Source organism: Paraglaciecola algarum (genome assembly GCF_021532655.1).
GTDB classification, from domain to species: Bacteria; Pseudomonadota; Gammaproteobacteria; order Enterobacterales; family Alteromonadaceae; genus Paraglaciecola; species Paraglaciecola algarum.
Map to the genome: position 1 here is coordinate 481,659 of NZ_JAKGAS010000002.1, position 13,673 is coordinate 495,331.

General features: G+C 38.8%; 15 protein-coding genes. 11 read left to right on the top strand and 4 right to left on the bottom strand.

All coding sequences use genetic code 11. The features are described from left to right. Positions 1–10: 10 nt before the first annotated feature. Both L0668_RS05550 and L0668_RS05555 read left to right on the top strand, forming a co-directional pair. Positions 11–382: a hypothetical protein gene (locus tag L0668_RS05550; protein WP_235311085.1), complete on the top strand. Its 372-nt coding sequence runs from the start codon at positions 11–13 to the stop codon at positions 380–382. 9 nt (positions 383–391) lie between these two features. Beyond that, complete coding sequence (locus L0668_RS05555) at positions 392–1,546, top strand: hypothetical protein (protein WP_235311086.1); 1,155 nt, start codon at positions 392–394, stop codon at positions 1,544–1,546. A gap of 20 nt (positions 1,547–1,566) precedes the next feature. Here L0668_RS05555 and L0668_RS20860 read toward each other — a convergent pair whose 3' ends face one another. Continuing rightward, positions 1,567–1,725, bottom strand: a complete 159-nt coding sequence (locus L0668_RS20860; RefSeq protein ID WP_349815628.1) for an IS3 family transposase — start codon at positions 1,723–1,725, stop codon at positions 1,567–1,569. A 471-nt stretch (positions 1,726–2,196) separates the two neighbouring features. Between L0668_RS20860 and L0668_RS20865 the strand changes: the two genes are divergently transcribed. From L0668_RS20865 to L0668_RS05575, 4 genes are all read left to right on the top strand, one after another. Then, entirely contained in the window at positions 2,197–3,258 is a 1,062-nt protein-coding gene (locus L0668_RS20865; RefSeq protein WP_235311087.1) for a helix-turn-helix domain-containing protein, read from the top strand. Between the two features lie 177 nt (positions 3,259–3,435). After that, on the top strand, positions 3,436–4,935 hold the full coding sequence (locus L0668_RS05565; protein WP_235311088.1) for a S41 family peptidase: 1,500 nt from the start codon (positions 3,436–3,438) through the stop codon (positions 4,933–4,935). 10 nt (positions 4,936–4,945) lie between these two features. Beyond that, complete coding sequence (locus L0668_RS05570; protein ID WP_235311089.1) at positions 4,946–5,476, top strand: DUF8051 family protein; 531 nt, start codon at positions 4,946–4,948, stop codon at positions 5,474–5,476. Between the two features lie 37 nt (positions 5,477–5,513). After that, on the top strand, positions 5,514–6,092 hold the full coding sequence (locus tag L0668_RS05575) for an outer membrane beta-barrel protein (RefSeq protein WP_235311090.1): 579 nt from the start codon (positions 5,514–5,516) through the stop codon (positions 6,090–6,092). A gap of 94 nt (positions 6,093–6,186) precedes the next feature. Here the strand turns inward: L0668_RS05575 and groL are convergent, their stop codons facing one another. Together groL and L0668_RS05585 are read right to left on the bottom strand one after the other, a co-directional pair. After that, positions 6,187–7,842 (bottom strand): chaperonin GroEL, encoded by a 1,656-nt coding sequence (groL, locus tag L0668_RS05580; RefSeq protein WP_235311091.1) that lies wholly within the window; start codon positions 7,840–7,842, stop codon positions 6,187–6,189. A 38-nt stretch (positions 7,843–7,880) separates the two neighbouring features. Next, a complete protein-coding gene (locus L0668_RS05585) occupies positions 7,881–8,171 on the bottom strand; it encodes a co-chaperone GroES (RefSeq protein WP_235311092.1) in 291 nt (96 codons plus the stop codon). 259 nt (positions 8,172–8,430) lie between these two features. Here L0668_RS05585 and L0668_RS05590 point away from each other — a divergent pair, with 259 nt between their 5' ends. The 3 genes from L0668_RS05590 (at position 8,431) to L0668_RS05600 (ending at position 10,411) form a co-directional block, all read left to right on the top strand. Beyond that, positions 8,431–9,291, top strand: a complete 861-nt coding sequence (locus tag L0668_RS05590; protein WP_235311093.1) for a MipA/OmpV family protein — start codon at positions 8,431–8,433, stop codon at positions 9,289–9,291. 233 nt (positions 9,292–9,524) lie between these two features. After that, a complete protein-coding gene (locus tag L0668_RS05595; protein ID WP_235311094.1) occupies positions 9,525–9,782 on the top strand; it encodes a hypothetical protein in 258 nt (85 codons plus the stop codon). Positions 9,783–9,835: 53 nt separating this feature from the next. Beyond that, positions 9,836–10,411: a CBS domain-containing protein gene (locus L0668_RS05600; RefSeq protein ID WP_235311095.1), complete on the top strand. Its 576-nt coding sequence runs from the start codon at positions 9,836–9,838 to the stop codon at positions 10,409–10,411. Positions 10,412–10,466: 55 nt separating this feature from the next. On the opposite strand, the gene L0668_RS05605 is transcribed toward L0668_RS05600, so the two are convergent. Continuing rightward, entirely contained in the window at positions 10,467–10,853 is a 387-nt protein-coding gene (locus tag L0668_RS05605; protein ID WP_235311096.1) for a DUF2750 domain-containing protein, read from the bottom strand. A 264-nt stretch (positions 10,854–11,117) separates the two neighbouring features. Here L0668_RS05605 and L0668_RS05610 point away from each other — a divergent pair, with 264 nt between their 5' ends. Then, positions 11,118–11,357 carry a DUF2164 domain-containing protein gene (locus tag L0668_RS05610; RefSeq protein ID WP_235311097.1) on the top strand — a complete coding sequence of 80 codons (240 nt, stop codon included), beginning with the start codon at positions 11,118–11,120 and terminating at the stop codon, positions 11,355–11,357. Between the two features lie 41 nt (positions 11,358–11,398). Next, positions 11,399–13,384, top strand: a complete 1,986-nt coding sequence (locus L0668_RS05615) for a RecQ family ATP-dependent DNA helicase (protein ID WP_235311098.1) — start codon at positions 11,399–11,401, stop codon at positions 13,382–13,384. Positions 13,385–13,673 lie beyond the last annotated feature (289 nt).

Here is a 13,673-nt window from a genome sequence, read left to right on the forward strand (position 1 = left end):
GAGTAAGTAAGTGAATATCTCACTCAAATCCATGTTGGCCCTACTTATTATTTCGAGTAGTGCTGACATTTTGGCTAAACCAAATTTTATATATTTGGACGCAACTAAAAAGAAATGGAAGGCCATACGTGCGTATCAAGATGCGATTCAAGATTACAGTGGGGCAAAACTTAGCTTACGAGTGTACCTAAAAGTTGACGCTAGAAAAGGTTTCGATGCGGGTTACCTCCGTTTAGATCCCAGTGTTAAAAAAGCAGATATTCAAATCACAATTCGTATTGTTGGTGGCCATCGTATGCGTAAACCCATTGTTGTTAATGCTATCGAGCTTGGCGATAGCTATGCACTGTATTCCATAAATCAACAAATTAATATTTTCTAGGAGTTAATTATGAAAGATCAGGTAATGAAAGCTTGGACTAAGAATGTTCTGCTCATACTACTCACTGCTATTTCATTTAATAGTTTGGCGGCAGAGCGTGCAAGAAGTGAGATTGTTGATCGCTATACAGGAAAGCCCAAGTTTGAATTAGGGTTCAAACAAGCTAATTTTCTTCCTAAAATGGCGGCAACTATAGCTGCTGATCCAGAATGGCGTAGTGACGGAAATGCCTCACTCGAGCTAGTTATAATGGATTCAGTTAACCTGGTAGACGGCAGAAATGCTATTTCTAAATTGTTTGGTGAGCCATCGCCACTTTTAAGACTAAAAGCATTGGATGTATTTCGTGGTACTAAGGTGCGAGTATTAACACCTATGCATGGTTCCATGGCTCGACTGTGTTCCGATCCAATGACTGGTAAGCCAGCTAAACGAAGAATGCTCCTCAGGGCTGCCGTAACCAACTTTGATCGAGCAATAGAAGTGAATCAAAAAGGATGGCAACCATTTTATGAAGGCACTAAGTCATTCTTGGGAGGAGATAGGGGCAGTGGTTACGTTAAAGATCAATTTCAATTATCTTTAGAATTAACCAACTGTTTAAATGGTCAAACATTAGTAGGAGCATCAGAGCTGATCCCATTAACTACAGTGAGTAGTGATAAGAGTTTTGACTTTTTTGCCTCGCATATTGGTATGTTTTACGCAAACTTCAAATCGCGTAGCATGGGGCTGAATTATGTGAAGGAGATGGGTTATGAGTTTCTTTTAACCGTAATGATAATGAAGCTATTAGATATACCTGAAGAGGAACAGCAAGACTTTTTTGCTGAAGAAAACGCACAAGTTGAACCCACGGAAGTGATAGAAATACGCGGTTCTTATAAACCTAGAAGAAAGCCTAAATACTATTTTTCCCGAGCGACTTTACGTAATTCAAAGTGTGTGGTTGAAGATTTCCTCAAGTGTAAAATCGAATTTAAGGGGCGAAATTTATATGACGTTAAGTACTACTTACAACGTGCTATAAGATTTGCGCTTCCGTCTCAAAACGCCAAAGTGACATGTAGTGTTAATAAAAGACGAGAAACAATAGCTTGTCAGGCATCTGGTGATTTAAATGGTTTTTCATCTGAGAAAATGTTTGAACATTTACGAGCTTAAATCTTTATAGAGTCATTTTTTCAGATTTTGAATAGGTAAAAAGCCCGAGTATTGCTACTCGGGCTTTTATATTCATCAGGGGGTACATGACCAAGATGGCTATGTAGTCTTGTTCTATTGTAAAACACTTCAATGTAATCAAACAAATCAGCTTTTGCATTACTTCGGCTTGCGTAGATTTTTTCGCTTTACCCGTTCAGCTTTGAGTGAGTTAAAAAAGCTTTCTGAAAAAGTAATATTCAGACAATGGCCTCTGAGGCTTATATTTAGGATCAAGTTATGGGTGGCTGAGAAATCTAGATAGTCACTACTGGCATATTAGCTACCTTAATCACTTGTCGTTTAATTTTGAGCTTTGAAAGGATAATCTTTATAAGGTTGTTTGAGGCTAAACCAAAAATTTACTACCTTCGAATCATTTTACTTCCAAGTTTGAACATTTAATAGGAAACTTAACGCATCGATAATGACGTCGTTTTGATGAGTAATTAAATTTTTGTATGGCCATGTCTGCGAATGTAAGTATCCACTCTTTGTTATTATTTTTAGCCGCAGGGCAAGGCATTGTTTTTGCTATTTTATTGTGTTTTCGAAGTCGGATAAACCGACTGGTTAACATGCATTTAGCTTTTATTCTGCTCGCTTTTAGTGTGGAAATATTACAAAAGTTTTTATTGGATACTGGATATATATTCCAGTTTCCTTATTTAGTTGGAATTAATCTACCTTTTGACGCGACAGTCGGTATTGCACTGTATTGGTATGTCAGGTCTATCACTTACCCAGAAAAAGACAACAGCCCTTACGATTTTTTGAAGCATTATAGTGTGCTTTTCGTTTGTATTGTTTTGTCGATACCGTATTGGTCACTGGATTTCGAAAGTAAACTTTTAATGATGGAAACAGGGGCTGTTCCCTCAGAATGGCCAGCTTATATATCCTATAGTATTGGAGGACAAGTTTTATTAAAGATAGTGAGTTTTAGCGCTTATTTATTTTTAAGTATTAAAATGTTGTTGGAGCATAAAAATAGAATTAAAGATATTTTTTCTTACCAAGAAAAAATAACCCTGATGTGGCTTACCAATATGTTGTGGTTGTTCCTATTTGGTTTACTACAAGGAATTTCTATTTTACTTTTTTTCCAAGAATACGAAGAGCTCACTCAGATAATGGGGTTTATGGAGTACTTTTCTATTATTGTCATTTTCTATATTGGCGTAATGGGGTTGTTGCAACCAGAAATTTATAGGCAAAGTGAGCAAGTATATATAACTGAATTAAAGCGAGCATTAAATAATCCTGCCGCTAGCCTACCCGAAGAAAAGAATGACGATAATATTAAATATCGTAAGTCTGCGTTAACAGATCAAGATATGCAGCGTATTGCTAATAAACTTAATACACTGATGCAAGAGCAACGTACTTTTTTAGAACCAGATTTGAGTATGCCTCAACTTGCTGCGCATCTAACAGTGTCACCTAATTATTTGTCACAAACTCTAAGCTCAAAATTTGATAGCAACTTTTTTGATTATATCAATAGACTACGAATCGACTATGCAAAAATTCAATTATTAGATCCGCAGCTAAGCAAAAAAAGTGTAGTGGATATAGCGATCGATTCGGCATTTAATTCTCGCTCAGCTTTCTATACTGCGTTTAAAAAACATGTAGGAATGACACCGTCTGAATTTAAAAAAAACGGTTAATCCCCCTTGATTAAAATAAACACCTAGTACCACTTTTTCACGTTTTATTGTCCTTCCCTGTTTACCTGTACACCTAAACATCCGGTTTTATTCATACTCCTGCCGTCTTCAAACGTTAAGCCCATTAAGGGCTTCGACTAATGTGAGGACATATTTACTCTAACTAAGGAAAGGACTATGAAACTTAAATCTCTGGCAACATCAATAGCTACAGCATTTTTATTAAGCGCCTGTGGCAGTTCAAACGACTCGACTGTAACCAGCCCTAGCGACGCTATCGCAGCTAAATATCAAGGTAATTGGCAAGCACCAGGCTATGCACTTAGTATGGAAATAGGTACTCACAGTGTCAATGTGTACCGGCATACCAGTGACTATTGCCTTCATATTACTGAAGAAATGGATGTAAACACGCAAGATCTTGAGCGACTCATTCGAGAAGCCGATGAAACGCAACAACTTGAATGGTACTCAGGCTTTGGCACAGCAGACAGCAAAGTACCAGGTATTCACTTTGATCAAGTAGTTGAGCTACCCGAGTCTTGCCAAAATAATGTGATATCGATGTTGGATGACACAGCTGCTTCATTAGACATACTTGAGTTATGGGATTTATACGGGCAAATATTTTCTGAATATTATGTCGACTTTGGCCTTAATAACGTAAATTGGAATCAAGTGCTCAATGATGCGGGTTCGGAATTACATAACGATTCTGACGCTTTCTCCTTGTTTTTAGCTATGGAACAAACGCTTGTGCCGTTATCTGATGGGCACAACTACATCCAAGCTCAACAAGGTTGGTCTGCCAAAACCTTAACTAAACCCACGTTAATTGAGCGTTTAGTTGAAGAGTTTGCTGATACAAACGGTTTACCTTTCCCTATTCCTGACCATTTAGTTACCCAAGATCTAGTCGATGACGCAAATGCGTACATAATGGCTCATTTAGAAAACCAATGGGAACTAGTTGCTGATTATGCCGAAGATCCTAGCGATATCCAAATAGCTGCAAATGGGTATATTCGCTGGTTTGAAAATCAAGGTTTAGGCTACTTATACATCGGTAGTATGGCAGGTTATGCGGATCCGGCCGATTTTGATGAGCTTGGTTATGCTGTGCAAACCATAAGCGTAGTTAATTCAGCACTTGATCAAGCTTTAAATGACTTACAGCATGTTAACGGTTTAATCATTGATGTACGTACAAACGATGGCGGACACGACTTCGTTAGCCTTGCTATTGCGAATCGCTTTACCGATTCGAACGTTCATGCTTATAGCAAGCAAGCTAGAAATGGTAATAGCCGTACGCCATTACTAGACGTTTATTTAGAGCCCCATTCTGGAATTCGCTTTACCGGACCAACTGTATTGCTTACTAGCTCAAGCACAGTATCAGCCGCAGAAGCTTTTTCACTCAGCATGGCGCAACTACCTCAAGTCACACTTGCAGGTGAAAGCAGCCATGGCGCGTTTTCTGATGTTATGGAATGGGACTTACCCAATGCATTTCGAATAGGTTTATCTAACGAATTTTATTTGAGTCCGCAAGGTGATTGGTTTGAAGGTCAAGGTGTGCCTGTGGATGTCTTTGTACCTTTCTACACGGTCTCTCAACGAGAAGCTGAAGTTGACTTAGGTATTGAAACCGCATTTGCAGTCTTAACGAACTAAGGAAAAATTCATGCCCTCTTTTTTTAATAAATTACAAAATAGAAAGTTAACTTTTTATTTAATACTTAATGCTTTGTTATTGATTTCGTTAATCCCAGGTGGGCCGATAGAAAATAGAGACTTTTCACATATACCGGCAATTTACCTTATCGCATTTAATGGTGTGTTAACTGCCTTAGGTATGAGTTCTTTGCTGGTGGCTCCTTTAGCAAGCCAAAATTATACCGTGGTCGCTAAAGTATCCAAGATTATTGCTTTAGCTTATCTGGCGGTATATGTATTGGATTTATTCGCAATTTTCCCACAAACCCCGTCTCCTATGCCGTGGCCGCTGTTATGTATCGAATTATTAGGCTGTCTTGCAGCTGGATTATTGTACATAGAAGGCTGTTGTTATGAAAAACGCATCATGGCGATGAGTGCGACTAAAAAGAAAACTCTTTTCAAAAGTTTATCACCATTATCTATTTTGTTGATGGTGTTAGTTGCCAACGGGATCGTCATATTTTCCACTTATTCGGCCATACATTCTGGCACATAATTTTTAAACTAATTTAATTATTTTGTAGGAACAAAAAATGAAATTTAACTCTGTTACAACACTTTTAATCATACTCTTTATTGCCAACTTTTTGGCAAACAAAAGCGCTTTAGCTAGCGAGGAGTGGCAGAATCGCGCGACTTTGTACTTTGGTCAAAAACACTTAGATAAAGACGATTTTGAAGATAAAACTCATGGGGCTTTTGGGATTTCTTTCGACCTTAAGCGTAAAGGCTGGCCGGTGAGCATTGCCATGGATCTTATGGCTGCTGGAAAAAAAATAGAAGGAGAACAAGTAAACATAGAAAGGGTGACTGGGGGATTTCATCTAGGGGTTAGAAAATACTGGATGTTAAATGAAAATTTAGAACCTTATTTAGGAGGAGGTATAAATTTTTCGGGAGCTGAGCGGGAAAAAATACAAGGCGCTACGACAGTGACGTTTTCTGATCGTGATACTGGGTATTGGTTAGCAACGGGGATCAATTGGAAATTTAAAAACCGCCTAACTCTTGGTGCTGAAATACGCTACAGCAAGGCTAATGTGAATTTAGATAACATAGACGTTAATATAGGTGGTGTATATTCTATTTTATCTGTTGGCTATCGTTTTTAAATAATCGTTTGAAACATAAAAAAGGCGCTTGTGATTAAACAAGCGCCTTTTTATGTTTAAAGTTAGGCCTTTTAAGCAGCAGAGAGTCTTGCGACTACATCATGCCGCCCATTCCGCCCATGCCACCCATACCGCCCATATCAGGCATGCCACCTGCTGGAGCTGCATCGTCTGCAGGTGCATCGGCAATCATAGCTTCGGTTGTGATCATCAAGCTTGCGATTGATGCAGCAAACTGAAGTGCTGAGCGAGTTACTTTAGTTGGGTCAAGAATACCCATTTCTAACATGTCGCCGTATGTGTCGTTACCGGCGTTGTAACCGTAGTTACCTTCACCGTTTTTCACTGCGTTAGTGACCACAGATGCTTCAGCACCGGCGTTAGCTGCGATTTGACGTAGCGGAGCTTCCATCGCACGTAGAGCTAATTTAATACCGTGAGTTTGGTCTTCATTTTCGCCAACTAGGTCAACGATTTTAGAAGCGGCGCGTACTAGAGCTACACCACCACCGGCAACTACGCCTTCTTCTACCGCTGCGCGAGTAGCGTGAAGTGCATCTTCAACACGGTCTTTTTTCTCTTTCATTTCAACTTCAGTGGCTGCGCCAACTTTGATTACTGCAACACCGCCAGCTAGTTTAGCTAGACGTTCTTGAAGTTTTTCTTTGTCGTAGTCAGAAGATGATTCTTCGATTTGAGCACGGATTTGAGCCACACGGCCTTGGATCATCTCTTCTTCACCAGCACCGTCAACTACAGTGGTGTTGTCTTTGTTGATCACAACACGTTTAGCTGTACCTAGGTCTTCTAGGGTTACTTTTTCAAGCTCAAGACCGATTTCTTCAGAAATCACAGTGCCGCCAGTTAGTGTAGCGATGTCTTGTAACATAGCTTTACGACGGTCACCAAAACCAGGTGCTTTAACCGCAGCAACTTTAACTATGCCACGCATGTTGTTCACTACTAATGTAGCTAGTGCTTCACCTTCAACGTCTTCAGCAATGATTAACAAAGGCTTAGAGGCTTTTGCTACTGCTTCTAGAGTAGAAAGTAATTCACGAATGTTTGATATTTTTTTGTCTACCAAAAGGATATAAGGACTTTCTAATTCAACTGTACCGTTTTCTTGGTTGTTCATGAAGTATGGAGATAGGTAACCACGGTCGAATTGCATACCTTCAACGACATCTAGTTCGTTTTGTAAAGATTGGCCTTCTTCAACAGTGATAACACCTTCTTTACCTACTTTGTCCATTGCTTCAGCGATTAAATCACCTACTTCTGAATCAGAGTTAGCAGAGATAGTACCTACTTGAGCAATTGCTTTGCTGTCTGCACAAGGTACAGATAAAGCTTTTAATTCTTCAACCGCAACAACAACCGCTTTGTCGATACCACGTTTAAGGTCCATTGGGTTCATGCCAGCAGCAACTGATTTTAAACCTTCAGTTACGATAGCTTGGGCTAAAACTGTAGCAGTTGTGGTTCCGTCACCGGCTTCGTCATTCGCTTTAGACGCCACTTCTTTAACCATTTGTGCGCCCATGTTTTCGAATTTATCTTCTAATTCGATTTCTTTGGCTACTGATACACCATCTTTAGTGATAGTCGGTGCACCAAATGATTTGTCTAAAACAACGTTACGTCCTTTAGGACCTAGGGTTACTTTTACTGCGTTAGCTAGGATATTTACACCCGCTAACATTTTTACGCGAGCGTCGTCAGAAAAACGTACTTCTTTAGCTGCCATGATAATTATTCCTCTAAAATTCTGTTAATGGGTTGGGTTTATTCAACTACTGCTAAGATGTCGCTTTCACTAAGGATAAGCACTTCTTCGCCGTCTAACTTTTCAGTTTTAACCCCATAACCGTCATTAAAAATAACGATGTCGCCGATTTTTACGTCAACAGCTTTTACGTCGCCATTGTCTAATACGCGGCCATTACCTACAGCGATAACTTCGCCGCGAGTTGATTTTTCTGCAGCTGAGCCAGTTAATACTATGCCGCCGGCTGATTTACTTTCTTGCTCTTGACGCTTAACGATAACGCGATCGTTTAAAGGACGAATTGCCATTTTCAAATCTCCTGAAAATTCCAATGTTAATATTATTTAGCCTAATACCCTTAGGCAACGAGTGGATTGCTGACCTAGCAGCCGTCCAGAATTCTGTTAATAGAACTTTGTTCTGCGTGCAGAGATGGGGTTGTCGCCATTGAACTCAAGGTTTTTTTTGCAAATTAGTCAAAAAAAGATCTTTTTGTAATTAAAACTCGTAAATCATGGAGATTTAATTATTGTTATCAGAACCTAAACTCAAGATAGGAAATGAAGTTTGCATAAAATTAGCCTTGTTTTTTTCAGCGCGATATTTAGTTTGCAGGTGTGTTCTCAAGAAGATATTCATTTAGAAAGCGATCTACGACCAGTATGGGAGGTAGGAGCCTTTGCCGCCGTATTTAATACTCCTGAATATCCAGCAGCTGACCAAAACAAAACCAATGTTATTGCTTCTCCATATGTGGTTTATCGTGGAGAGGTATTGCGAATTGGTGATGGTGCAATCGCTCGTGCTGTGGCTGTGGATAAAAGTTGGTATGAGTTAGATTTGTCTTTGGCCGCTTCTTTTGGAGCAAATTCTGAAGATAACCTAGCAAGAGAAAACATGCCTGACTTAGACTTTATGTTTGAAGTCGGGCCACAACTTAAGATGCGCATAGCTGAATTTGAGTTTGCGGCGCATGGTCGGTCAGAGTTGTTTTTAAATTTGCAGGCGAGAGCGGCATTTTCTACTGACTTTTCTGGACTAGAGCATAGAGGTTATGTTTTTCAACCCCAACTGGCATATCGTCAAAGAGGTTGGTTAAGTGAAAAAACAGCTTTGTCGATTCGGATCTCGCCATCTTGGGCAACAGAAGATTTGCAAGACTATTTTTATCAAGTGGATAACAATTTTGTTTCCCCTCAACGTGCTTATTTTGATGCTAAATCTGGATACATGGGCACTAATATTGGAATGAGTGTGTCTTTTGATGCCACACGAGATATTCGTATGTTTGTAGGTGGAAGTATGTCAATTCATTCTGGCGCAGCCAATATTGATAGCCCTTTATTTAAAGACAAAAGCACATACTCGTTAGGTGTCGGTATGGTTTGGCGACTATGGCAAAGTGAGCAAAAAGTTTCAGGTAGATAATTTATTGTTGCTAATAAATAAATAAATAAATAAATGATTAGTGCTTAGTGGAATTTAATAATTTGCCCATATATATTCATTAGGAAATTAGTCGACCTTTTTTAAAGTTAGAACTAATCTTAATTTAAGCCGTTAATTTTTTTAATTATAAGTTTGAGATAATTCAATTTATGCATTATTTAAGAGAATTTTTATCCATATCAAAAGCGCTATGCAGCGTTTTAATGATGTGTATGATTTTTCTTTTTTCGTCGCAAAGTGTTGCGAAAAGTGATTCTCAATCGAGCTTACTTGCTAGCAATGTAAATATTGAATTCAATAATACTGAACTCAAATTAGACGATGGCGATTCTTGTAACCCAGCTTTATTATGTAAAAATAATATTGAGTCTATCGTTATTACCCTGAATTCAGCTGTTCTAGCTTCTAGTTACATTCCAGTAGTAAACAGTTATTCCATATATGTGCGTGCCCCCCCTCTGATTTTTTAAATTAATATTTTTGTATTCAATTCAATTCAATTTAATTTAAAAAAGGCCTCATTATGTCTACCTATAAAAACTTACCTTTATGTGATTTAGAGGGGTATGAAATTAGCCGTCAATCTATGACAACTCCGTTACACTTGGATAGCCCTGCTATCGAAATTATGGCTAATTTTTCACGTCATACCGCTCTAATGTTAATGGATGATATGTCTATTGAACAAGCTACTAATTTGTTGATAAATGCCCATATGAGTAAAGCTCTAGTGCGAAACGAGCATGACCAATTTATTGGTATGGTGACGTTAGCGGATTTACAAAGTTCGAGGGTTTTAAGTATTGCTAATCAATTGGGGGTCAACCGCAGGGATTTAACCATTACAAATTTAATGAAACCGAAAGACCAGTGTACTGGGGTGCAATTGCAATTTGTATTAACTTCTACAATTGGAGATGTATTACAAACCTTGAAAACAGAAGGGGTGCAATATTTGTTGGTAGTTGCACAAAACAATATGGAAATTGTGGGGATGATTTCAGCGTTAGATATCGCTAAAAGTTTACATATTCCGATTCAGATATCACCAAAACCGAGAAACTTTCAAGAGGTTATGTTAGCGGTAGTACACCCTTAATTAATCTTAAATAAAGCGTTGTATTCGTTTGTTGGGTACAACGCTTTTTAATTGGTTATTTTCTAGTTTTGTTTCTAATCTCAAAATCTAATTCTGCAGCAGAGATGACTAAACCTTCTTGGTCTTCACTCGGAAAAACAGCAATAGCTACTTCGTCATCTTCTAAGCCACTGGTCCACTTGGCGTGCCAGGTTTTTAGATCAATTGCTTTGGGCTCACAGTCTGCCCATTCACCGGTCGCCCAGGCTTGGGCAAACTCTTGACTGGGCCAAACAGGAGCGCAATCTTCGTCCTCAGTATTTAACATCACGCAGCCGTGTTGGTCAGTTAAAATCCAAATTTGTTGCTGTTCAATGACTTGATTGACTAAATAATTAAGGCGTTGCTCTGGAGTGAATTGAGCAATTTGTTTTAAGTGGCTTTGATCGACTGAGTCTGTCATTTGGTTTCCAAGGGTAGAATATAGCAATGACGGTCAGCATAAAACAAAGTGCAGACTAGGTAAATAAACCTCTATGGTTTATTGCTAGAAGTATTATGCCGCCATACAAAATAAATTATTAGATAATGTCTTTTCGCTGTATACCTAGCTTTATCTGCAATACGAAGATATTCAACAATTTGTACTCAGTTTGAACTAAATGACTATACATTTGGTAATTGCTTGGGTTTAATTTAATTGCTAAGCCTATTTTTGGAGAAAAACTTGTCACAAATTGAATTTTCACTTGAGCAAAAATCACTAATGCTCGAAAAACTACAAAAATATATGGCTGCTGAATTGGATGTGGAATTAGCTCAGTTTGATGCCGATTTTATGTTGGATTTTATTTCTAAGGAAATGGGAAAATTTTACTATAATCAAGGTTTATACGATGCCCAAGCGGTATTGACCGACAAACTTGACTCTTTGACAGATGCTATCTATCAATTAGAAAAATTTTAATTTGTTGGTACTAACTCATTTAAACTTACCAAGGAAGATCCATGCATAACTCGCAAGCTGAGTCACCTACCGCCTTGTTACAGCAATTGTTTGGGTTTGAACAGTTTCGAGATGGCCAGTTACAAGTTGTCGAGCAATTGTTAAATCAGCAGTCAAGCTTAGCTATATTTCCTACCGGTTCAGGTAAATCTTTGTGTTACCAATTTGTCGCCACACAATTGTCAAATTTAACTTTGGTAGTATCACCATTGCTCGCGTTGATGAAAGATCAATTAGAGTTTTTGCACTCTAAAAATATCGCCGCGGCTAGCATTGATTCGTCACTTACTCCCGAGCAAAACCAGCAAGTGATGCAAGATGTACGCTCTGGACAATGTAAAATTTTAATGGTGTCGGTTGAACGGTTTAAAAATGAACGTTTTAGACAGTTTATAGAGTCTGTGAAGTTGTCTATGTTGGTGGTGGATGAAGCTCACTGTATTTCAGAATGGGGCCATAATTTTAGGCCAGATTATTTAAAGCTACCTTCATATCAACAAGATTTGAAAATTCCACTGGTGTTGTTGCTCACTGCTACCGCGACAAAAAAAGTCAAGCAGGATATGGCCCAGCGTTTTTCAATTGCACCTACCGATATTGTACAAACAGGCTTTTATCGCTCTAACCTTAATCTAAACGTATTACCTATAGTTGAATCAAAACGGGATCAACAGCTATTACAATTGCTCAAACAACAAAATGCTGCAGGGACTATTAACGCAGGAATTGTGTATGTCACTTTGCAACAAACCGCCGAACAAGTGGCCAGCTTTTTACAACAGCAAGGCCTCAATGCTAAAGCCTATCATGCAGGATTAGATGATGAGATCAGGCAAGGAATTCAACAGGACTTCATGCAGCAAAAGCTACAGATTGTGGTGGCTACCATTGCCTTTGGTATGGGCATAGATAAGTCTGATATTCGATTTGTGGTGCATTATGACTTACCTAAATCCATTGAAAATTACAGTCAAGAAATAGGCCGTGGTGGGCGAGACGGCCAAGTCGCTAGTTGCACTGTGTTAGCTAACCTAGATGGTTTGGTGACAATCGAAAATTTTGTATACGGTGATACGCCAGATTTGCAGTCTATTCAAAGGGTGATCGATGACATCGCCTCTCAAGGCCATGATTGTGCGGTAAATGGTCAATATCAATGGGAGACACAAATTAATACCTTGTCTACCCAAAGTAATATTCGTCAATTAGCCCTAAAAACATTGTTGGTACAACTAGAATTAGCCGCTGTTATTAAACCTTTGTATGCTTATTTTGCTGAATTTAAATACAAATTTCTCTCGGAAAAAAGCCACATACTCAGCCAGTTTAATCAAGAAAGAGCAGACTTTTTAAATACTGTGTTTGAGCACACAAACATGAAAAAGATCTGGGGAGTAGTGGACTTTGATGAAATTTATCAAGCCTATGGTGCTGATCGACATAGAGTGATTGCAGCCCTTGATTATTTACATGAACAAAATCAAATTCAATTAGAGTCTCGGTTAATTACAGATGTATACCAAGTTAATAAAGCCCCTTTGTTAGCCGATGATTTAGCCAAAAAACTAGCTAGTTACTTTGCCGAAAATGAACAAAAAGAAGTCAAACGAATAGCAACACTAGTACGATTTTTTGAGTTAGACAAATGTTTAAATCATAACTTGTCACGGTATTTTGATGACCAACAAGCCCCAGAACATTGCGGCCATTGCAGTGTCTGCCAAGGCCGAGTCGCTAAACTCGAATATTCACAACCGATAGAAGTCCCTCTGCAAACTGCAGTGGCTGAAGCCATGCAAAATTTACAAAACCACTTAGTAGGCAAAGTGGATATTGAGATAACAGAATCCATTTACTGCCGCTTTTTAACAGCTATGACTATGCCAATGTTTAGTCGATTAAAAATACGGCAAGTAAATGGTTTTGGTTGCTGTGAGGCTTGTCGTTATGCAGATGTGAAAGCGGTTGTTGCTTCAATATTGGATTGAAGATACAAGCATAAAGGGTATTTGCTGCGCACATAGGGCATTGGTTTGCGACAAAGAGTTAAGAGATAACAGCATTCGCTCTGCTCACCGTCATCCTGACGTATTTTCAAGCCGCGTCTCTGCGGCTCGATTTACTTTTGTTATGAAATACATCCCTATATTTCACCCTACGGGCCAGCTAAATCTGTTCCCTTTTTATCCCGTAAAAATTGGTCAACAGCAGCAAAAAGTAAACAAAAAAGCGCCGCACTCCAACCAAGTTCTAATGCCTGTGCGACTTGTCAAATAG

Excerpts from the sequence above, each read along its gene's own strand:
- L0668_RS05565 (WP_235311088.1), top strand. The coding sequence starts at position 3,436 with ATGAAACTTAAATCTCTGGCAACATCAATAGCTACAGCATTTTTATTA.
- L0668_RS05575 (WP_235311090.1), top strand. The coding sequence starts at position 5,514 with ATGAAATTTAACTCTGTTACAACACTTTTAATCATACTCTTTATTGCC.
- L0668_RS05555 (WP_235311086.1), top strand. The coding sequence starts at position 392 with ATGAAAGATCAGGTAATGAAAGCTTGGACTAAGAATGTTCTGCTCATA.
- L0668_RS05605 (WP_235311096.1), bottom strand. The coding sequence starts at position 10,853 with ATGACAGACTCAGTCGATCAAAGCCACTTAAAACAAATTGCTCAATTC.
- L0668_RS05595 (WP_235311094.1), top strand. The coding sequence starts at position 9,525 with ATGATTTTTCTTTTTTCGTCGCAAAGTGTTGCGAAAAGTGATTCTCAA.
- L0668_RS05600 (WP_235311095.1), top strand. The coding sequence starts at position 9,836 with ATGTCTACCTATAAAAACTTACCTTTATGTGATTTAGAGGGGTATGAA.
- L0668_RS05615 (WP_235311098.1), top strand. The coding sequence starts at position 11,399 with ATGCATAACTCGCAAGCTGAGTCACCTACCGCCTTGTTACAGCAATTG.
- groL (WP_235311091.1), bottom strand. The coding sequence starts at position 7,842 with ATGGCAGCTAAAGAAGTACGTTTTTCTGACGACGCTCGCGTAAAAATG.
- L0668_RS05585 (WP_235311092.1), bottom strand. The coding sequence starts at position 8,171 with ATGGCAATTCGTCCTTTAAACGATCGCGTTATCGTTAAGCGTCAAGAG.
- L0668_RS05570 (WP_235311089.1), top strand. The coding sequence starts at position 4,946 with ATGCCCTCTTTTTTTAATAAATTACAAAATAGAAAGTTAACTTTTTAT.